This is a genomic window from Streptomyces yunnanensis (genome assembly GCF_029011865.1).
GTDB lineage: Bacteria > Actinomycetota > Actinomycetes > Streptomycetales > Streptomycetaceae > Streptomyces > Streptomyces yunnanensis.
The window spans coordinates 8,223,649-8,241,127 of record NZ_CP095749.1; the positions used below are offsets into that span (position 1 = coordinate 8,223,649).

Annotated in this window: 20 protein-coding genes; 6 read left to right on the forward strand and 14 right to left on the reverse strand. The window is 75.0% G+C overall.

All coding sequences use genetic code 11. From position 1 onward, the window contains the following. Positions 1–44 precede the first annotated feature (44 nt). On the forward strand, positions 45–503 hold the full coding sequence (locus MOV08_RS35910) for a cyclic nucleotide-binding domain-containing protein (RefSeq protein WP_039638465.1): 459 nt from the start codon (positions 45–47) through the stop codon (positions 501–503). On the opposite strand, the gene MOV08_RS35915 is transcribed toward MOV08_RS35910, so the two are convergent. Beyond that, positions 470–955, reverse strand: coding sequence for an L-tyrosine/L-tryptophan isonitrile synthase family protein (locus MOV08_RS35915; RefSeq protein ID WP_338057300.1), 486 nt, complete (start codon positions 953–955; stop codon positions 470–472). The two genes, MOV08_RS35910 and MOV08_RS35915, sit on opposite strands and share 34 nt — an antisense overlap. Positions 956–964: 9 nt before the next feature. Here MOV08_RS35915 and MOV08_RS35920 point away from each other — a divergent pair, with 9 nt between their 5' ends. From MOV08_RS35920 to MOV08_RS35930, 3 genes are all read left to right on the forward strand, one after another. Beyond that, positions 965–1,300: a hypothetical protein gene (locus MOV08_RS35920; RefSeq protein ID WP_275310390.1), complete on the forward strand. Its 336-nt coding sequence runs from the start codon at positions 965–967 to the stop codon at positions 1,298–1,300. Positions 1,301–1,392: 92 nt separating this feature from the next. Continuing rightward, the gene (locus tag MOV08_RS35925; protein ID WP_420834314.1) at positions 1,393–3,717 is read left to right on the forward strand and encodes a heavy metal translocating P-type ATPase; all 2,325 of its coding nucleotides are present in this window, start codon (positions 1,393–1,395) and stop codon (positions 3,715–3,717) included. Next, a complete protein-coding gene (locus MOV08_RS35930; RefSeq protein ID WP_039638467.1) occupies positions 3,714–4,184 on the forward strand; it encodes a copper chaperone PCu(A)C in 471 nt (156 codons plus the stop codon). Before MOV08_RS35925 ends, MOV08_RS35930 begins: the two co-directional genes overlap by 4 nt. A gap of 93 nt (positions 4,185–4,277) precedes the next feature. On the opposite strand, the gene MOV08_RS35935 is transcribed toward MOV08_RS35930, so the two are convergent. Then, the gene (locus tag MOV08_RS35935) at positions 4,278–4,970 is read right to left on the reverse strand and encodes a sigma-70 family RNA polymerase sigma factor (RefSeq protein ID WP_275310392.1); all 693 of its coding nucleotides are present in this window, start codon (positions 4,968–4,970) and stop codon (positions 4,278–4,280) included. A gap of 48 nt (positions 4,971–5,018) precedes the next feature. Here MOV08_RS35935 and MOV08_RS35940 point away from each other — a divergent pair, with 48 nt between their 5' ends. Further along, on the forward strand, positions 5,019–5,264 hold the full coding sequence (locus tag MOV08_RS35940) for a zf-HC2 domain-containing protein (protein WP_067354778.1): 246 nt from the start codon (positions 5,019–5,021) through the stop codon (positions 5,262–5,264). Between the two features lie 240 nt (positions 5,265–5,504). Here MOV08_RS35940 and MOV08_RS35945 read toward each other — a convergent pair whose 3' ends face one another. Continuing rightward, complete coding sequence (locus MOV08_RS35945; RefSeq protein ID WP_275310393.1) at positions 5,505–6,308, reverse strand: PE-PGRS family protein; 804 nt, start codon at positions 6,306–6,308, stop codon at positions 5,505–5,507. A 127-nt stretch (positions 6,309–6,435) separates the two neighbouring features. Beyond that, on the reverse strand, positions 6,436–6,945 hold the full coding sequence (locus MOV08_RS35950) for a type 2 periplasmic-binding domain-containing protein (protein ID WP_275310394.1): 510 nt from the start codon (positions 6,943–6,945) through the stop codon (positions 6,436–6,438). 89 nt (positions 6,946–7,034) lie between these two features. Between MOV08_RS35950 and MOV08_RS35955 the strand changes: the two genes are divergently transcribed. Next, positions 7,035–7,709 (forward strand): class I SAM-dependent methyltransferase, encoded by a 675-nt coding sequence (locus MOV08_RS35955; protein WP_275310395.1) that lies wholly within the window; start codon positions 7,035–7,037, stop codon positions 7,707–7,709. A 31-nt stretch (positions 7,710–7,740) separates the two neighbouring features. Here MOV08_RS35955 and MOV08_RS35960 read toward each other — a convergent pair whose 3' ends face one another. The 10 genes from MOV08_RS35960 to MOV08_RS36005 form a co-directional block, all read right to left on the reverse strand. Beyond that, on the reverse strand, positions 7,741–8,253 hold the full coding sequence (locus MOV08_RS35960) for a MarR family winged helix-turn-helix transcriptional regulator (protein ID WP_073448116.1): 513 nt from the start codon (positions 8,251–8,253) through the stop codon (positions 7,741–7,743). A 54-nt stretch (positions 8,254–8,307) separates the two neighbouring features. Continuing rightward, positions 8,308–9,291, reverse strand: a complete 984-nt coding sequence (locus MOV08_RS35965) for an alpha/beta fold hydrolase (protein WP_275310396.1) — start codon at positions 9,289–9,291, stop codon at positions 8,308–8,310. 66 nt (positions 9,292–9,357) lie between these two features. Next, a complete protein-coding gene (locus tag MOV08_RS35970; RefSeq protein WP_039638474.1) occupies positions 9,358–10,008 on the reverse strand; it encodes an isochorismatase family protein in 651 nt (216 codons plus the stop codon). Next, positions 10,005–10,691, reverse strand: a complete 687-nt coding sequence (locus MOV08_RS35975) for an SRPBCC family protein (RefSeq protein ID WP_039638475.1) — start codon at positions 10,689–10,691, stop codon at positions 10,005–10,007. The genes MOV08_RS35970 and MOV08_RS35975 overlap by 4 nt, the downstream gene beginning before the upstream one ends. Further along, the gene (locus MOV08_RS35980; RefSeq protein WP_052287600.1) at positions 10,691–11,191 is read right to left on the reverse strand and encodes a (2Fe-2S)-binding protein; all 501 of its coding nucleotides are present in this window, start codon (positions 11,189–11,191) and stop codon (positions 10,691–10,693) included. The genes MOV08_RS35975 and MOV08_RS35980 overlap by 1 nt, the downstream gene beginning before the upstream one ends. 80 nt (positions 11,192–11,271) lie before the next feature. Next, entirely contained in the window at positions 11,272–13,665 is a 2,394-nt protein-coding gene (locus MOV08_RS35985) for a xanthine dehydrogenase family protein molybdopterin-binding subunit (protein WP_275310397.1), read from the reverse strand. After that, positions 13,662–14,537, reverse strand: coding sequence for an FAD binding domain-containing protein (locus MOV08_RS35990; protein WP_275310398.1), 876 nt, complete (start codon positions 14,535–14,537; stop codon positions 13,662–13,664). The genes MOV08_RS35985 and MOV08_RS35990 overlap by 4 nt, the downstream gene beginning before the upstream one ends. Positions 14,538–14,577: 40 nt before the next feature. Continuing rightward, positions 14,578–15,846, reverse strand: coding sequence for an FAD-dependent monooxygenase (locus MOV08_RS35995; protein ID WP_338057301.1), 1,269 nt, complete (start codon positions 15,844–15,846; stop codon positions 14,578–14,580). A gap of 53 nt (positions 15,847–15,899) precedes the next feature. Continuing rightward, positions 15,900–16,949, reverse strand: a complete 1,050-nt coding sequence (locus MOV08_RS36000; protein WP_275310400.1) for a 2,5-dihydroxypyridine 5,6-dioxygenase NicX family protein — start codon at positions 16,947–16,949, stop codon at positions 15,900–15,902. Between the two features lie 306 nt (positions 16,950–17,255). After that, on the reverse strand, positions 17,256–17,474 hold the full coding sequence (locus MOV08_RS36005; protein WP_039642306.1) for a ferredoxin: 219 nt from the start codon (positions 17,472–17,474) through the stop codon (positions 17,256–17,258). Positions 17,475–17,479 lie beyond the last annotated feature (5 nt).

Below are 17,479 nucleotides of genomic sequence, written 5' to 3' on the forward strand. Positions count from 1 at the left end.
CACATATCGTGCGAGGCACTGCACAGTGGTGGATGGAGGACGAGATGCCCCAGGTCAAGCACCTGTTCGATGCCATGCCCGCGGACCGGCGCCGTCGGCTGACCGAGCTCGGCCACGAGGTGTCGCTGCCCCGCGCCACCCGCCTCTTCGAGGAGGGCCGCCGGGCCGACCGGTTCTGGATCATCCGCTCCGGCCAGATCGCGCTCGACCAGCGGGTCCCCGGCCGCCAGGCCGCCGTCGTCGAGACCCTCGGCCGGGGCGAGGTCCTGGGCTGGTCCTGGCTGTTCCCGCCCTACCTCTGGCACTTCGGCGCGGAGACCGTCGGCCACGTCGACGCCCTGGAGTTCGACGCCTCCCTCGTCCGCGCCCTGTGCGAGGACGACCCCATCCTGGGCCGCGCCGTCTACCGCTACGTCGCCGAGACCGTCGCCGAACGCCTCCACGGCACCCGCACCCGCCTCCTGGACCTCTACGGCCCCCAGGGCAGCACCGCCGGGCCGTGACCGCGACCCGCGGGACGACCTGTGCGTTCCCGGGAACCGGAGGCGGGGCGCGCTGGACTACCCGTGCCGGGCCACGAGGGAGGCCCACGGCCGTCATCCCGAAGGAGAAGCTGCTGGGCTCCGGCGCCGACCTCTACATCGACAGCTTCGCCTCCGTGGGCGGGATGGGCGGGAGGGGGGACGCCCCGGCGGAGGAGGATCGCCACCCGCGCACCGGGCGGGTACACCGCCGCGATGCGGGCGCACAACCGGTCCGGAAAGCGCAGCGCTGGCCGTTCGCCCTCGTCCGGGAGGGGGCCCAGCACCTTCGCGGGACGGTGCGCCGAAGTGGGCGGCGGCGCAAACCCAGTTAGTCGGTCCGCGAGGGCGCCGGGTTCCGGCGGGCGGACGGGACAAACCTCACGTGCCGAACGGCCCCTGATCGTCCGTTCGCCCCCGCGCCCACCTGCCACGATGACGCGATGACCACCCCCGCGACCTCCGCACCAGACCGCGGCCGGCGCCTTAGGCCGCCGGTTCCCGTCCTCCCGTTCCGGCTGCTGCCGGCCCGCTCGGTCCTCGGCTTTCTCGCGCTGCTGGCGCTGCTGTTCGTCCTCGCCCACGCGGTGGGCGGCGCCGTCGGGCCGGTGGCCCCCGGCCTCCGGCCCGACGACCGCCCCGGGACCACCGAGCCGGCCGGCGACTCCGGTGGGATGCCCGGCATGGCGGGCATGACCGCGCTGGGCGCCCCGCGGGCCGGCACGGCGACCGCGGCCCACCCCGCGCCCGCCCTCCCGCCGCGGGGAGCACGGCGATGACCGGGCACGACCACGGGGCGCGCGCCGCGTCGGACGCCGTCGCGACCCCGGCGGCGGGCGCCGACCGGCTCACCACGCTCGCCATCGGCGGGATGAGCTGTGCCGCGTGCGTGGGCCGGGTGGAACGCAAGCTCGGCCGGCTGGACGGCGTCACCGCGTCGGTCAACCTCGCCACCGAGCGGGCCCGGATCAGCCACCCGGCGTCGCTCTCCGTCGACGACCTGATCGCCACCGTCGAGGCCGCCGGGTTCACCGCCTCCGCACCGGACGTGGACGAGCCTGGCCGGCCCTCCACCGGGAACGGCCCGGCCGGCGACCCCGCCGACGGCTCCGACGGCGACCTCGCCGACGCCCGCGCCGAACGCCGCCGGCTGTTGCTGACCGCGCTGCTCTCGCTGCCCGTACTGGTCCTGTCGATGGTGCCCGGCTGGCAGTTCCGCAACTGGCAGTGGCTCTGCTTCGTGCTCGCCGCCCCGGTCGCCGTGTGGGGCGCGGCCCCCTTCCACGTCCGTGCGGTGCGCGGCCTCCGGCACGGCGCCGCGACCATGGACACCCTGGTGTCCCTCGGCGTCGTCGCGTCGTTCGGCTGGTCCGGCTATGCGCTGTTCCTCGGCGGGGCCGGCACGCCCGGCATGACGATGCCGTTCAGCCTGCTCCCCGCGGCCGGTGACGGCACCGCCCACCTCTACCTGGAAGCCGCCGTCGGCGTGCCGCTGTTCGTGCTGGCCGGGCGGCGGATGGAGGCCCGGGCCCGGCGCGGCACCGGCGCCGCCCTGCGCTCCCTGGCGGAGCTCGCCGCCAAGGAGGTGTCGGTGCGCGGCGCGGACGGCGCCGAACGCCGGCTGCCGATCGGCCTGTTGCAGGTCGGCGACCGGTTCCTGGTCCGGCCCGGCGAGCGGGTGGCCACCGACGGCACCGTCGTCTCGGGCAGTTCGGCCCTGGACCTCTCCCTGATCAGCGGCGAGAGCCATCCGGTCGAGGTCGGGCCGGGCTCCGAGGCGGTCGGCGGCGCGGTCAACTCCGGTGGGCTGCTGGAGATACGCGCCGACGCGGTGGGCGGTGACACCCAACTCGCCCGGATCACCCGGCTCGTGGAGGACGCCCAGACCGGCAAGACCCGGGCCCAGCGGCTCGCGGACGCGGTGGCGGCGGTCTTCGTCCCCGCCGTCCTGACCATCGCGGTCACCGTCCTGGGCTTCTGGCTCGGCGCCGGTGCCGACCCGCAGGCCGCGGTCACCGCGGCGGTCGCCGTGCTCGTCGTCGCCTGCCCGTGCGCGCTGGGCCTGGCGACCCCGACCGCGCTCCTGGCCGCCACCGGCCGCGGCGCCCAGCTCGGGATCCTGGTCAGCGGCCCGCGGGCACTGGAACGCCTGCGCCGCATCGACACCGTCGTCCTCGACAAGACCGGCACCCTCACCACCGGCCGGATGGCCGTCACCGCCTTCACGGCCCGCGCGGACGGCCCCGACCCGGACGAGGTGCTGCGGCTCGCCGCCACCGTGGAGCAGGGCTCCGAGCACCCCGTGGCCCGCGCCGTCCTCGCCTACGCCCGCGAGCACGGGAGCGACGCGCCGCTCGAACCGGCCGCCGCGGTGGGCGACTTCACCGCGACACCGGGCCTCGGCGTCCGCGGGGTGATCGACGGACGCACGGTCACCGTGGTCCGCCCGCCCGACGACCCCGACGAGTTGCCCGCCGCACTGGCGGACGCGGTCCGCGCCGCCGAGGCCGCCGGCCACACCGCGGTCCTGGTCACCGTCGACGGCGCCCCGGCGGCGGTCCTCGCCCTCGGCGACACCCTGCGCCCCGACGGCTACCGCGCCGTCGACCACCTGCGCCGGCTGGGCCTGCGGCCGGTGCTGGCCACCGGGGACCGCGCGGCCACCGCCCGAGCGGTGGCCCGGCAGCTCGCCATCACCGAGGTGCACGCCCAGGCCCGCCCGCAGGACAAGGCCGCGCTGGTCGCGACGTTGCGGGAGCAGGGCGGCCGGGTCGCGGTGGTCGGCGACGGGGTCAACGACGCGGCGGCCCTGGCCCGCGCCGACCTCGGCATCGCCATGGGCAGCGGCACCGACGCGGCGATCGGCGCCGCCGACGTCACGCTCGTCCGCGAGGACCTCCAGGCCATCGCCGACGCCGTCCGCCTCGCCCGCCGCACCCTGGGCACCATCCGCGGCAACCTCCTCTGGGCCTTCGGCTACAACCTCGTCACCGTGCCGCTGGCCGCCGTCGGGCTGCTCAACCCGATGCTGGCCGCGGCGGCCATGTCCGCCAGCTCCCTCCTGGTCGTCGGCAACAGCCTGCGGCTCCGCGCCTGGCAACCACCGGGCGCCGACCGCACCTCCCGCCGCCGTCCGCACGCACCGCGCTCCGGCGCCAACCCGCCCCGCCCCCGGGGCACTCGGGAACCCGTATGAACCGCTCACGCCTCGCCGCCGGCGCCGTGCCGTTGGTCACCTGCCTGGCGACCCTCGGCGCCCTCACCGCCTGGACCGCCACCGGCAACGCCGGTACGCCCGCCCGGCTGACCGCCGCCGAGGGCCGGGTGCTGATCCCCGCCGGGAACGACGCCACCGCGGCGTTCTTCACGATCCGCAACTCCGGCACCGCGAACGACGTACTGACCGGCGTCACCGGACCGGCCGGTCACCGCACCATGCTCAGCCGGGACGTCGAAGTCGGCCGCAACGCCCGGTCCATGGCGATGGTCCAGGGCGCCACCGTCCCCGCCCGCGGCGCGCTCACCATGACGCCGACCACCCTCGACATCATGATCAGCCCGCCGCCCCGGCTGGCCCCCGGCGACCGCCTCACCTTCACCCTGCACTTCCGGGACAGTCCGCCGCTGGTCGTCACCGCCCGGGCGGTACGCCCCGGCCAGTAGCGACGACGGGGTCGTGGCGTCCGGGCGCCACCGGGGCTCATGGGCCGGCCGCCGCCCGCCCATGAGCCCCAGCGGCCCGCCGCGCCCGGCCGGTCAGGCCACCGCGCCGGCGAGCCGGCGCGGCCGCAGGTCAGCCGGCCCCGGTCTGCGGTGCGGTGCGCCGCGCGGGGCGGTGTCCGCCGCCCGCTGCCGGCCCACCCCGCCGGCGGACACCACGGCCCCGGTATCCGCCTCCGCCCCGGTCTCCGCCTCCGCCAGCAGGGCGATCAGCGCCTCCCGTGCCCGGGCCACCCGCGAGCGCACCGTCCCCACCGGACAGCCCACCACCCCGGCCGCCGCCGCGTACGACAGTCCCAGCAGCTGCGTGAGCACGAACGCCTCCCGCCGCTGCGGCGTCAGCGCCGCCAACAACTCGGCGAGCGCGATGCCCTCCTCGAAGCCCGGCACCCCGCGCGGCTGGACCCGCTCGGCGGCGGACTGCCAGTCGTCAGTCGCCGACAGCCGGGGGCGCACCGCGTGGGTGCGGATCCGGTCCGCCACGACCCGCCGGGCGATCGTCAGCAGCCAGGTCCGCGCCGACGACCGGCCCTCGAACCGCGGCAGCCCCCGCAGCGCCCGCACATAGGTGTCCTGCACCAGGTCGTCGGCCGCCTGGGCCTCCCCGCTGAGGTGCGTCACATACCGCCGCACATCGAGTTGGGTGGCCCGCACGAACTGCTCGACGGCCCGTTCGTCGCCGTCCCGGGCGGCCAGCGCCCAGCCCGTGACCCTCTCGTCGTCACGCATTCACAACCACCCCTCGCCGGTCCGGACCAATTCGGGGAGACTGGGCGCATGCTCTGCTCGCGCATTCGTACGGCACTTTCCGCCCGCCTCGACGGCGAGGCGCTGCCCCCGGGGCTGACCGTCCACCATCTCGACGACCACCTCGCGGGATGCCGGGACTGCCGCCGGTGGGAGGCCCGGGCGCGAGCGCTGACCACGGCCCTCGGCGACGCCACCGCGCACGAGGACGAGGCGGCCCCGGCCGCCGTCGAGGCGCTGCTCGCCGGCCTCCGGACGGGGCGACGGGCGGGCTGAACTGCCGGGGAGCGCCGGGCGTCCGCCGCGGCCCTCCCCCTGGCGGGAATCGGACGCGGGCGGCGGCGCCACCGGCATCCGGAGAGGATTCGTCATCTGGATTCCTTCGGAGTCCTTCGCGTGATCCGGCCACCGCGCCACGGCGCGGACGACCGGTGAAGTCGCAGCCGGAACACCGGGCACGGGGCAGTGGCCCGCGGTGCCCGTCCGTCGTTCCGGCTCGGGAATTCGACCGTGCTGTCAGCCGACAGCCGGTTCACGCGGGGGACCCCGCAAGGACATCGCATGCGCCAGCAGCAGCTGCCGTACCGCGCACCGCGGCTCCTGCCGGGCGGGGCGCGGGACCGGACGGGACGCCGGCAGCACCGTCCGCAGCACCAGCAGCAGGGGCGCGAACAGCCAGGCGGACACGCTCCGTACGAGCCGGAACGCCGCCCGCTCGCCGCCCCACAGCCACCACGCGCTGAGCAGGGCGACCAACAGGTGCGCCGCGAGCATGCCGCCGGCGCTGCCGTGCATGCCCATGGCGGACATATCGGTGTGTGTCGTGCCCAGATGGGACATCGCGCCGTGCGACAGGCCCGTCCCACCCATGCCGCCCGAGGAGTCCATCGAGCCCATCGAGCCCATCGAACCCATGGAGCCCATCGACCCGGTCGCGTCCGGCTGCCCCATCGGGGTCTGCGCCCGCGCCGCGTCGATCTCCTGGAGCGACAGCCCCTGGGCGCCGCAGAGCCAGGTGTTCGCCCACGCGCGGGCGAGGGCGGCCCGGTCCGTGCCGGCGCCGGCCATCGCCTGCCCCAGGGAGAACGCGCTGTGCAGGGCGGCCTGGGTGCCGACGGTCAGCAATCCCACCAGCACGGGGCCGCGTTCGCGTGCGGCGAAGCACCAGGCCCCGGCCGCGGTCGCCAGACCGGCCGCGAGCAGCATCCAGCCGGGCACCGCGGCATCCGACATCACCGCGTGCCCGAGCGCAGCCAGGAGCACGCAGACCGCCGCGAACACCGCGGCGCGCAGCCCCCTGAGAACGTGCCCCGCATCCATGACAGGCCCCATCGTCGCACCTCGCCCCCGGAAGGGAGCCGGGAGGTCCGCAAGAGGCGCACTTCGAGGCGCCGGCGCCGCTACCCGGCGTCGTTCCCCGACCGCGCCGCCTCGGCCTCCTCCGCCGTCAGCTGGAGCGACTTGAGCAGGGCCCGCGGATCGCCGCCGGGCTCGACCGCGGCGCCGATCCGCCGCCGCAGGGCGTCCCGGACCTTCGGCCAGGTGCGGCCCGGGCGAAGGACGGGAAGAAGTCCGCCTGTGTGGCGAGGCTGAAGAGGTCGTCCGCGCGGTAGAGCCGGCCGGCCTCGGCGTAGTCGGCGAAGACGTAGGACTGCGCGATGTCCGGCTCCCGGCCCGCCGCGGCCCGTTCGGCGAGCGTCCGGTCGATCTTCTCGATGGGGACGAGCTCCAGGGCGATCCGGATGTTCCGGTGCTCCTTCTCGAACGCGGCGATGAACGCATGCCACCGATCGACGATCGGGGAGCCCACGGTCCTGCCGTAGCTCGCCGCCAGCACCGTGAGCCGGACGGTTCCGTCGGACGCCTCGTCGGGCCCGCATCCCGCGAGCCCGAATGCCGCCGCGCCCGCGATACCGGCCGTACGGGAGAGAAAGACCCGTCGCACTGCTGTTGTCACCCCATGTGTCATGAAGGCAATAGATGCCGGACGGTCGCACCTTGCACCCGCCGTACGCGTCGCCGCCGGCTGCGCTACTGTCCTCCGCCATGACCGTCTCCGATGCCACCTCCCCGCCCGAACCGTCCTTCCTGCGCAGCGTCCGGGCCGCCTACGACACCGTCGCCGTGGACTACGCACGACTGCTGCGCACCGCCCTCGCCGAGATGCCGATGGACCGCGCGATGCTCGGCGCCTTCGCCGACCTGGTGCGGGCGGACGGCGCCGGCCCGGTCGCCGACCTCGGCTGCGGCCCCGGCCGCATCACCGGCCATCTGCACGTGCTCGGCCTGGAGGTCTTCGGCGTGGACCTGTCGCCCGAGATGGTGGCCGTGGCCCGCAGGGCGCACCCGGACATCCGGTTCGAGGAAGGCTCGATGACGGGGCTGGACCTGGCCGACGGCGCGCTCGCCGGCGTCGTCGCCTGGTACTCGATCATCCACACCCCGCCGGAGCGACTGCCGGCGGTCTTCGAGGAGTTCCACCGCGTCCTCGCCCCGGGCGGACGCCTGCTGCTCGCCTTCAAGGCCGGTGACGAACTCCGCCACCTGGACCACGCCTACGGGCACGCTCTCTCGCTGGACGTCTACTGGCTGGCACCGGACCGGGTCGCCGAACTGGCGGGCCGGGCCGGGTTCGCGGTGGGGACGCGGGTGCACCGCGAACCCGAGGGCCACGAGAACGGCCCGCAGGCATACCTGTTGGCCCGGAAGCCGGCGGAGTAGCCGCCGGCGCCGGGCTGTTGGGGGGTGCCGGTCAGGAATCCCCGGCCAGGCCCTCCCAGTGGTCGGCCAGCGACGTCAGCAGATGCATCACATCGGCGCGCTGCCCCGCGTCGTAGGGCGCCAACAGCCGCTCGTCCAGCTGCCGGGTCCGCTCGCGCGCCGCGTGCAGCGTCCGCTCGCCCTCCTCGGTCAGGAACAGCAGCTTGCGGCGGCCGTCGGCGGTGTCGGTGCGGCGGACTATCAGCCCCCGGCCCTCCAGCCGCCGGGCCACGTCCGCCATCGTGGAGGTGTCCAGCGCCACCGCCGACGCCATCGACCGCTGATCCCGTCCGGGCGTCGCGTCCACCGCGGTCAGCACCGCGAACTGCGGCCCGGTCAGCGTCGGATCGACCGCGCGCACCCACACGGCCAGATACGCCTGGTAGAGCCGGCGCACCTGATAGCCGGGCGCCGCCGTCAGGGCGTGCGGGATCGCCACACCGGCTTCGGCGGTGCGGGGAGCCTCGGGGGATCCGGGAGTGGAGGATGTGGTCTCGTCAGCCATGGGGCAACTCAATCACGGTGCCCGGGGGCGGTTCCCACGGGCGGCCCGTCCCGCTCACCCCACCATGGGGCGCAGCGCCGCACGCAGTGCGGCCAGTGCGGCCGGCGGGTTGTCCCAGAAGATCATGTGGCCGGCTTCCGGGACCGCGGTCACCGCGGCCGACGGCAGGGACGCCCGCGCCTCCTGTGCCCCGGCCGCGGTGACCACCGGGCTCTGCGCGCCGTACAGCAGCGCCGTGCGGCCGGTGACCGCTGGCCACCAGGCGAAGAAGTCCTCGGTCTCGAAACCGCGGTGGGTGGCGGCGATCGCCCGCCGGTCGCAACTGGACAACCACCGTGCCCGCAACTCCTGTTCCCGACGCGGCCATCGCGGCCATGACCGGGCGACCTCCTCGGCGTCCGTACCCCGCTCGGCCTCCGCCAACTGCCCGAGGAACGCCGCCAGCGTGGTGGGGTAAGGGCCGCGGCCCGGCCCGCTCATCGGCGGATCGGCCAGCACGCTGCCGCCGATCGCGACCCTGCCGCGGGCCGCGACCACCGCCGCGATCCGCGCGCCCATGGAGTGCCCGAACAGCAGCGGCCGGGCCAGCCCGAGCCCCTCGATCACCGCCTCGGTGTCCTCGGCGTAGACCTCCAGCCGGTAGCCGCGCCCGTCGCTGTCGTCGCCGTCCGCCGGGTCGTCGGCGCTCCCGTCCGACAGCCCGCGCCCGCGCACGTCGATCACCAACGGCCGCACCAGATCGGTGAGTTCCCGCACCACGAAGTCCATGGTGACGGCCGGGCTGGTGATGCCCGGCAGGACCACCAGGGCGGGCCCGTCCCCGCCGTAGTCCAGGACGTGCAGCCGGGTGGCGCCCGAGCGCACCCATCGGCTGGTGGCCGGCACGTCGGCCAGGTCCGCCAGCGCGGACTGGAGAACGGACCGGCCGGACGCGGCGGACCGCCGGGACTCCGGGGCCTGCTCGCGCTCCCCGTACTCCCTGTGTTCCCCGTACCGCTGGTCGTCCTCGTGTCGCCGGTACTGAGGCATGGCGGTCACCTTCCTGAGGGTGCGAGCGGGGGAGGGGCGGGCGACGGGCACGGCGGAGGCGGCGGTGGTGGCCGCTCAGTCGCCCGCCGGCCCGCCCAGATAGCCGATCGCGTCCGCCAGCGCGATGACATCGCCGTACTTGGCCTGGATGTCGAAGAGGGCGGCGTCGTGCGGGCCCGCCGCCCGGTCCCCGACGCACTCCCGCGGCACCAGCACCGGGAATCCGGACTGCACCGCGTCGACCGCGGTGGCCCGTACGCAGCCGCTGGTGGTCGCGCCGCACACCACCGCGGTGTCGCAGCCCAGCCCGGTCAGGGTGGCGGCCAACGGGGTACCGAAGAACGCCGAGGCGCCCTTCTTGACCACCAGCGGATCGCTCTCCCGCCGCGGCAGTCGCGGATCGAGGGCGACCGCCTCGCTGCCCTCCAACAGGGCGCCCAGGCCCGGTGCCTTGCGCAGCCAGGTGATGTGGTCACCGCCCACCTCGGCGGAGGTGTAGGCGATCGCGGTGAACAGGACCGGGACGCCGGCGGGCCGGCCCGCCTCGATCAGCCGGGCGGTGGCCGCGACGACCTCGGTCAGATCGGCACCGGTCGGGAACCGGTCCTCGGTGAACCCCCGGGTCAGATCGACGACGATGAGCGCCGGCCGTCGACCGCGACGCACCGGGGCGCCGAACCCGGCCCGCTCGTAGGTGCGGTCGGTGGCCGTCCCGTAGTGGCTCATGCCCGCCCCCGGCGCAACGTCCGCAGCTCCCGCCGCATCCCCGCGAGCCGCCCCAGCAGCCAGCCCTCGCCCACCCCGACCGTGAACGCGACGGCCAACGGGCCGTACTTCGCCAGCACGGGCCTGAGAGCGGGGTCGAGGAGGACCGACAACCCGTCAAGATCCGTGCTGGCGGCGGTGGTTGGTGTCGCCGCCGGTGCCGACACCGGCCCGGCCGCCGGCGCCGCGGTGCCGCCCCGTTCGGCCTCCAGCAACCCGCCCAGGTTCCGGGCGAACTGCTCCAGGATCCGCGTCGAGACGGTCCCGATCGCGCCCTTGCCGAACTGGGCCAGCTTGCCCCGGATCACCAGATCCGTCACCAGCTCCAGCCGCGCTCCCTCCGGTGCCTCGGCGACGGTCAGCGTCACCTCCGCCTCCGCGTCGCCGTTGCCGTGGGCGTCCGCGCCGCGGGCCTGCACCCGCAGCCGTCGGCGGTCGGCGTCGGTCTCCAGGAACCGCACCGTGCCGGCGTACGCGGTCGTGATCGGCCCGACCTTGACCCGCACCCGCCCCTGCCAGGCATCGCCGTCCCGGCCGTCGAGCACCGCGCCCGGCATGCAGGACGCCACCCGCTGTACGTCGTTGACCAGGGTGAACACCGCATCCGGCGCGGCGTTCACCGGCACCGTGTTGCTGAGCTGCATCACTTCTCCTTCCGGGCGTCCGGCCGGGCCGCCCGCCGGGCCGCGGCGCACTGTTCGATCGCCTCCACGATGGGCTGGTAGCCGGTGCACCGGCACAGGTTGGCGGCGACCACCTCGCGGATCTGCTCCCGGTCGGCGTCCGGCCGCTCGGCGAGGAAGCCCTCGGCGAGCATCAGGAACCCGGGCGTGCAGAAGCCGCACTGCAGGGCGTGCCGCTCCCGGAACGCGCGCTGCAGATCGCCGAGTTCGCCGGGCGGGCCGCAGGACCCCGCCGACAGCGATTCGACGGTGCGGATCCGGGCCCCCTCCGCCTGCGCGGCGAACATCAGGCAGGCCCGTACCGGCCGGTCGTCGACCAGGACCGTGCAGGCGCCGCAGATGCCGTGCTCGCAGCCGACGTGGGTGCCGGTCAGCCGCAGTTCGTGGCGGAGCACGTCCACCAGCGTGCGGCGCGGCTCGGTGATCACCTCGTGCCGCTCCCCGTTCACGTCGAGGACCATCAGCTGGAGCTCCGGCGCCTCCAGGGCGGGGGCGTCGGCGGCGGTGGCGGTGGGGGCGTCGGGCGGCCGGGGGTGCGTGGTCATCGGGTGCTCTCCTGGTAGTGCCGGCGGTGCAGCGCGCGGTGCACCGTCTCGGGGGTGATCGGGGTGTCGTCCAGTTCCACGCCGGTGGGGCGCAGGGCGTCGTTGACGGCGTTGAGCACGGCCGCGGGGGCGCCGATCGTGCCGCCCTCGCCCGCGCCCTTCGCGCCGGTCTCGGTGAACGCGCACGGTGTCTCCAGGTGGTGGATCGCCACGTCGGGGATCTCGTGCGCGGTGGGCACCTTGTAGTCCATGAAGCTGGTCGCCGACGGCTCGCCCTGGGCGTCGTAGGTCACCCGCTCGAACAGCGCTCCGGCGATGCCCTGGGCGATCCCGCCCCGGCACTGGCCCTCCACCACCTGCGGGTTGATGGCCACTCCGCAGTCCTCGACGCAGACGTAGCGCAGGATCTCCACCCGGCCGGTGTCGGGGGCCAGTTCGACGACGGTGCCGTGCGTGGCGTTGGAGAACGTGCCGTCGTTGAAGACGTCGAACGACGCCGTCGCGGTGAGCCCCGGCTCGATGCCCTTGGGCAGCAGATCGGCTCGTAGATAGGCGAGTTCGGCCAGTTCGACGTAGCCGATCGCGGTGTCGGGATCGTCCCGGCGGAACACCTCGCCGCGGCCGAGGGCGGTCCGGTCGACGGGAACGTCCCAGCGGGCCGCGGCGAGCGCGCGCAGCTTGTCGCCGAGCCGCCCGGCGGCCAGCCGTACGGCGCTGCCGCCGATCGCCACCGAACGGCTGGCGAAGGTGCCCCAGCCGTAGGCGATCCGATCGGTGTCCCCCTGGTGCAGCCGCACCTTGTCGATGTCCAGGCCGAGTTCGTCCGCGACGATCTGCGCCAGGGTCGTCTCGTGGCTCTGCCCGTGGCTCATCGTCCCGGTGGTGACGGTCACCGCCCCGCTGGGATCCATCCGCGCCTCGGAGAGGTCGAAGCCGGGGACGACCGCCATCCTCCGCTGCGCGAAGGCGGCGGAGCCGTAGCCGGTCCGCTCGCTGAAGCAGGCGTATCCGATGCCCAGGTACCGGCCCTCGGCACGGGCCGTGCGCTGCCTCTCGTACCAGCCCTCCGCGCGCAGCGTCCGCTCGCACAGGTCCAGCGACTCCCGGTAGGAGCCGGGGTCGTAGGTGATGCCGTTGACGCCGGTGTAGGGGAAGGAGGTGATGAGGTTGCGGCGGCGGATCTCCACCGGGTCGAGGTCCAGTTCCCGGGCGGCGCGCTCGAACAGCCGCTCCATGACCATCACGTACTGCGGGCGGCTGACCCCGCGGTACGGGGCGGAGGGCGCCTTGTTGGTGGCGACCGCCCGGCCGCGCACCCGATAGGCGGGCACGGTGTAGACCCCCGGCATCTCCGCGGCGGCCATCAGCGGTTCGATGCCCGCGGTGAACGGATAGCAGGAGTAGGCGCCCATGTCGCACACCACGTCCGCGTCCAGCGCCAGGATCCGGCCGTTCGCGTCGAAGGCGGCCCGCACGTCGTAGCGCTGCTCGCGGGCGAGGAACGACGCCGACAGCGCGTCCTTGCGGTCCTCGATCCACTTCACCGGGCGCCGCAGCCGGAGCGCGGCCGCCGCCGCGGCGATCTCCTCCCGCCCCACCACGCACTTCAACCCGAAGCCGCCGCCCATGTCGGGCACCACCACCCGCACCGCCCGCTCGGCCAGTTGCAGGCACCGGGACGCCACCGTCCGCACCTGGTGCGGGACCTGGGTGCAGGTGTGGAGGACCAACTGCTCCTCCCGGTCGTCCCAGTGCGCCACCGCGCCCCGGGTCTCCAGCGGCAGGGCGTTCTGCCGGCCGGTGCGGGCCTCGACCCGGGCGACGCGGTCGGCGGCGGCGAAGACCTCGTCGATGCCGTCGGTGGCGAACAGCTCCACGTCCACCAGGGTGTTCCGGGCGGCCTCGGCGTGGACCAGCGGCGCGTCGTCGGCCAGCGCCGCCGCCTCGCTCGTCACCGGGGGGCGGACGGCGTAGCGGACCCGGGCGGCCTCGACGCCGTCCTCGGCGGCGTAGGCGTCGCGGGCGACCACGATCGCGACCGGTTCGCCGACGTACCGCACCCGGTCGCGCGCCAGTACCGGCATCGCCGTGGGGACGAACTCCTGCGGCGGACGGTCGAGTCGGGCGACGATGTCGCCCGCCTTCAGGTCCTCCGCGGTGAACGCGGCGATCACCCCCGGCACCGCGCGCACCGCGCTCAGGTCGATCGCGGTGATCTCGCCGTGCGCGACCGTGCTGCGGACGAACTGCGCGTGCAGCATGCCCGGCAGTGCGATGTCGTCGACGAACCGCCCGCGCCCGGTCAGCAGCCGGGGGTCCTCCCGCCGCGGCACGGACCGCCCGATCAGCCGCCCCTCGCCCTCCCGCGCACCGTCCTGGCCCCCGGTCATCGTCGCCCCGCCTCCCGCCGCTCCGTCGCTTCCGCCGCCTCCGCGCAGGCCCGCTCGACCAGGGCCCGGACGAGCTGCCGCCGGTAGGCCGCGCTGCCGCCCGCGTCGTCCGGTGGCTCGACGGCCGCGGCCGCCACCGCCGCGCACTCGGCGAACGATCCGCCGCCGGCCAGCACCTCCTCCGCCGCCGGCACCCGGACCGGCACCGGCGCCACCCCGCCGAGCCCCACCCGGCCGCCGCGCACCCGGCCTTCGTCGACGTCGAGGTCCACGACCGCCGACACCAGCGCGAAGTCCCCCTTGCGCTCGGCGAATTCGGTGAGCGTGGCGTGCGGCGCGGGCCGCGGGAAGACGATCTCGGTGAGCAGCTCGTCGGGCTCCAGGGCGCTGGTGTACGGGCCGAGGAAGAACTCCTCGGCCGGGAGCAGGCGTTGCCCGCCGGGGCCGGCGACGCGCAGCCGGGCGCCGAGGGCGACCGCGAGCAGGCACCACTCGGCGGTCGCGTCGGCGTGCGCGATGCTGCCGCCGACGGTGCCGCGGGTCCGGATCGGCAGATGGCCGATCCAGCCCATGGCCCGGCGCAGCACCGCGAATCCGGTGCCCAGCACCTCGTCGGGGGCGGTCTCCACGGTGTGATGGGTCGTCAGCGCGCCGATGCGCAGGGCGCCGTCGGGCCCGACGCCGAGATGGTCGAGTTCGCTCAGGGCGCCGATGTCGACGAGGTGACGCGGCCGGGCCAGCCGGAAGTTCATCATCGCGACCAGGCTCTGGCCGCCGGCGATGACCTTGGCGTCCTCGCCCAGCTCGGCCAGCAGCCGGGTGGTGCCGTGGACGTCGCGGGCCCGGTGGTAGCGGAAGGGGGCGGGTTTCATGGGCTTCCTGTTCGTGTCGTCAGGCCGGTGCGGTGGGGCCTCAGCGGGCGAACGGATAGGAGAACGCCACCCGGTCGGGGTCGTTGAGCGGCGTCCCGCGCCACAGCCAGTCGTAGGAGAGGTCCGACTCGCCGTCGAAGCGGCGCAGTTGCGCGTCCCGGGCCCGCTGCTCGGGGCCGTCGGGGAAGTGGTAGAAGGTCTTGTTCTGCAAGGACGCCTCCTGCACCATCCCGGCGTGCTTGGCGCGCCGGTCGACGTACCGGCGCAGTGCCTGCGGCACCCCGGAGACGGTGACCGCCCCCAGCTCCTCGGCCAGCACCGCGGCGTCCTCCATGGCCTGCGAGGCGCCCTGCGCCTGGTAGGGGAGCATGGCGTGGCAGGCGTCGCCGAGCAGCGCCACGTGCCCGTCCGTCCACACCGGGTCCCGCCGCCGGTGGTACAGGGCGAAGCAGCCGACGTTCTCCTTGGCCTTGGACAGCATCGCCGGCACTCGGTCGTCCCAGCCGGGGAAGGCGTCCACCAGGTCCTGCGGGGTGGCGGGCACCGTCCACTTCTCGGCGACCTCGTCGGTGCACGGCACACAGGCCACCACGTTCAGATACGCGCCGCCGCGGATCAGGTAGTGGACGAGGTGCCGCTCCGGCCCGTACCAGATGGTGCTCTGGAAGCGGTCCACCAGCCAGCGGGTGGCCGGGTCGGCGGCGATCAGCTCGCCCGGGATCAGAGCCCGGTAGGCCATCTCACCGGAGAACAGCAGGGTGTCCGGCGCCCCGATCAGCTCCCGCACCCGCGAGCGGACGCCGTCCGCGCCGATCAGCACGTCCCCGGCGAACCGCCGCCCGTCGTCGGTGACCGCCACCGGCCGCTCGGGCCGGGTGCGGTCCAGCTCGACCACCCGACTCGCGGTGTGGATCGTCACGACCGGGCCCGGACCGGTCGGATCGAGACAGGCTTCCATGATCACCTGGTGCAGATCGGCGCGGTGGTAGTGCCAGTACGGGGCGTCGAACCGGTCCTTGCACGCCTGGCCGAGCGGCGTGAGCGCCACCACGCGGCCGTCCTGCCAGCGCCGCCGCACCTGGTCCAGCGGTTCGGTGTGGATCGCCTCCAGCTGCCGGCGCAGCCCCAGCCCGAGCAGGATCCGGCTGGCGTTGGGCGCGGTCTGGATGCCGGCGCCGACCTCGCCGAGCAGCGGTGCCTGCTCCAGGACGGTGACCCGCAGCCCGCGCTGGCGCAGCGCCAGCGCCGCGGTCAGGCCGCCGAGACCGCCGCCGGTGATGGTGACTTCGTAGGACTGACTGGGCACCACGTTTCCTCCAGGGCGTTCCGCACGGACACGACGGGACAGGACGCGGCGGCCGGTCAGCCGTCGGTGGGCCGGGCGTCGTCGACGAGCCGGCCGTCCACCACCACCTCCGTCCCGTCGACCGCCACCGAGCAGCCGCGCATCGCGATGTCGAGGTGGGCGTAGGACTCGCGGCCCAGTACGGGGTGCGGACCCGTCGACCACAGGAAGTTGCCGGCGAAGGCCCGGGCGTCCATGCCCATCAGCTCGTCCTTGCCGTACATGGCGGTGGCGAACCAGTCGGCGGTCCGCATCAGCCCCCAGCCCAGGTGCGACAGGCTGCGCGCCCAGGTGTCCCCGGAGTCCTCGAAGAACGTGGTGAGCAGGTCCGCGTCGGCGCCGCCGCCGACCTTCTCGATGCGGCCGCCGGCGATCTGCAGCGTCACCGGCTCGCGGACGTACTCCTTGAACGGCAGCAGGATGTCGCCCGGCGCCAGCACGATCTGCCCGTCGGAGAGCTCCGGCCAGCACAGCACCATGGTGCTCGGCCAGTGGTCCCACCGGCCCGGATCGTCGGCGAAGCCGCACTGGAACTCCGGGCGGGAGCCGCTGAGTTGGATGGTCAGGTCGGTGCCGGCGGCGGAGCGCACCCGCATCCGCGACGACCGCCGGAGCAACTCGACGCCGCGCAGCACCTCGGCCTTGTCCTCCTCCTTGGGGAGGTTGCGGATCAGCACCTCGGGGGCGTCGCAGACGAAGAGGATGCGGGTGCCGGCCCGGAGGATCTCCTGCTGGACCGGGGCGTGGATGAAGCCCTCGCGGGTCAGATCGACCACCAGGTCCGCCGATTTGAGCAGGTCCTGGGCGGTGGTGTCGTTGAGGACGGAGGTCAGCCCGGGGCCGGCGCCGGTGTGCGTGCTGGGCATCGGCGCGGGCGTGCCGCCGGGGACGGTCGCGGCGATGACGTGCGCGCCGCACGCCTTGGCCGCGCCGAACGCCGCCGCGACGTAGTCGCCGCGGCTGTCCGGTTCGGCCAGCACCACGACGTGTTCGTCGCTGCGCAGTTTGCACAGCCGCAGCTGGCGGGTGAAGACGTCGAGCAGATCGACGGACGAGAGGTCGAACACGGGGACCCTCCAGAAGACGCGTTCGGGGGCTGGGTGGTCGTCGGTGCGGGCGGCGGGACGCTGCCGGCCCGTCGCCGTGGTCCTGTGGACATGCTCTGATCTGCGGTGATGCCGTACTGCTGGCATCCTGACGAAGATAATCCGAACACGTACTATCTCGCCTTGGCAAGAGGTGCGCGCCGAGTTCGCCCACCCGGATCCCCGATCGACCGTCAGGACCGTGGCTCCCGCGGCCCGATCGGCGCCCGGGCGCGCGCAGCGGGGCGCGGCCCCCGGCCGCGCCCCGCCAACTGCCCCCGGGTCCCGCTACGACAGGGGGCCGATCACCTGCCCGGACGCGTCCCGCACCGTGATGGCCATCGCCGGGCACACCTCGGCCGCGTCCAGCGCCCGCTCGTCCTCCGGGATCTCCTCCCGCACCGCCCGGGCGCGCGGCCCGTCCAGCGCGAACAGCTCCGGTGCGATCGCCGGGCAGGAACCCGAGGCGATGCACAGCGCCGGATCGATCTCCACCTTCCACGCCACCGCGC

Excerpts from the sequence above, each read along its gene's own strand:
- MOV08_RS35910 (WP_039638465.1), top strand. The coding sequence starts at position 45 with ATGCCCCAGGTCAAGCACCTGTTCGATGCCATGCCCGCGGACCGGCGC.
- MOV08_RS35970 (WP_039638474.1), bottom strand. The coding sequence starts at position 10,008 with ATGAGCCACTACGGGACGGCCACCGACCGCACCTACGAGCGGGCCGGG.
- MOV08_RS35955 (WP_275310395.1), top strand. The coding sequence starts at position 7,035 with ATGACCGTCTCCGATGCCACCTCCCCGCCCGAACCGTCCTTCCTGCGC.
- MOV08_RS35960 (WP_073448116.1), bottom strand. The coding sequence starts at position 8,253 with ATGGCTGACGAGACCACATCCTCCACTCCCGGATCCCCCGAGGCTCCC.
- MOV08_RS35980 (WP_052287600.1), bottom strand. The coding sequence starts at position 11,191 with ATGGTCCTCGACGTGAACGGGGAGCGGCACGAGGTGATCACCGAGCCG.
- MOV08_RS35930 (WP_039638467.1), top strand. The coding sequence starts at position 3,714 with ATGAACCGCTCACGCCTCGCCGCCGGCGCCGTGCCGTTGGTCACCTGC.
- MOV08_RS35925 (WP_420834314.1), top strand. The coding sequence starts at position 1,393 with ATGAGCTGTGCCGCGTGCGTGGGCCGGGTGGAACGCAAGCTCGGCCGG.
- MOV08_RS35935 (WP_275310392.1), bottom strand. The coding sequence starts at position 4,970 with ATGCGTGACGACGAGAGGGTCACGGGCTGGGCGCTGGCCGCCCGGGAC.
- MOV08_RS35945 (WP_275310393.1), bottom strand. The coding sequence starts at position 6,308 with ATGGATGCGGGGCACGTTCTCAGGGGGCTGCGCGCCGCGGTGTTCGCG.
- MOV08_RS35940 (WP_067354778.1), top strand. The coding sequence starts at position 5,019 with ATGCTCTGCTCGCGCATTCGTACGGCACTTTCCGCCCGCCTCGACGGC.
- MOV08_RS35990 (WP_275310398.1), bottom strand. The coding sequence starts at position 14,537 with ATGAAACCCGCCCCCTTCCGCTACCACCGGGCCCGCGACGTCCACGGC.
- MOV08_RS35920 (WP_275310390.1), top strand. The coding sequence starts at position 965 with ATGACCACCCCCGCGACCTCCGCACCAGACCGCGGCCGGCGCCTTAGG.
- MOV08_RS35975 (WP_039638475.1), bottom strand. The coding sequence starts at position 10,691 with ATGCAGCTCAGCAACACGGTGCCGGTGAACGCCGCGCCGGATGCGGTG.
- MOV08_RS35985 (WP_275310397.1), bottom strand. The coding sequence starts at position 13,665 with ATGACCGGGGGCCAGGACGGTGCGCGGGAGGGCGAGGGGCGGCTGATC.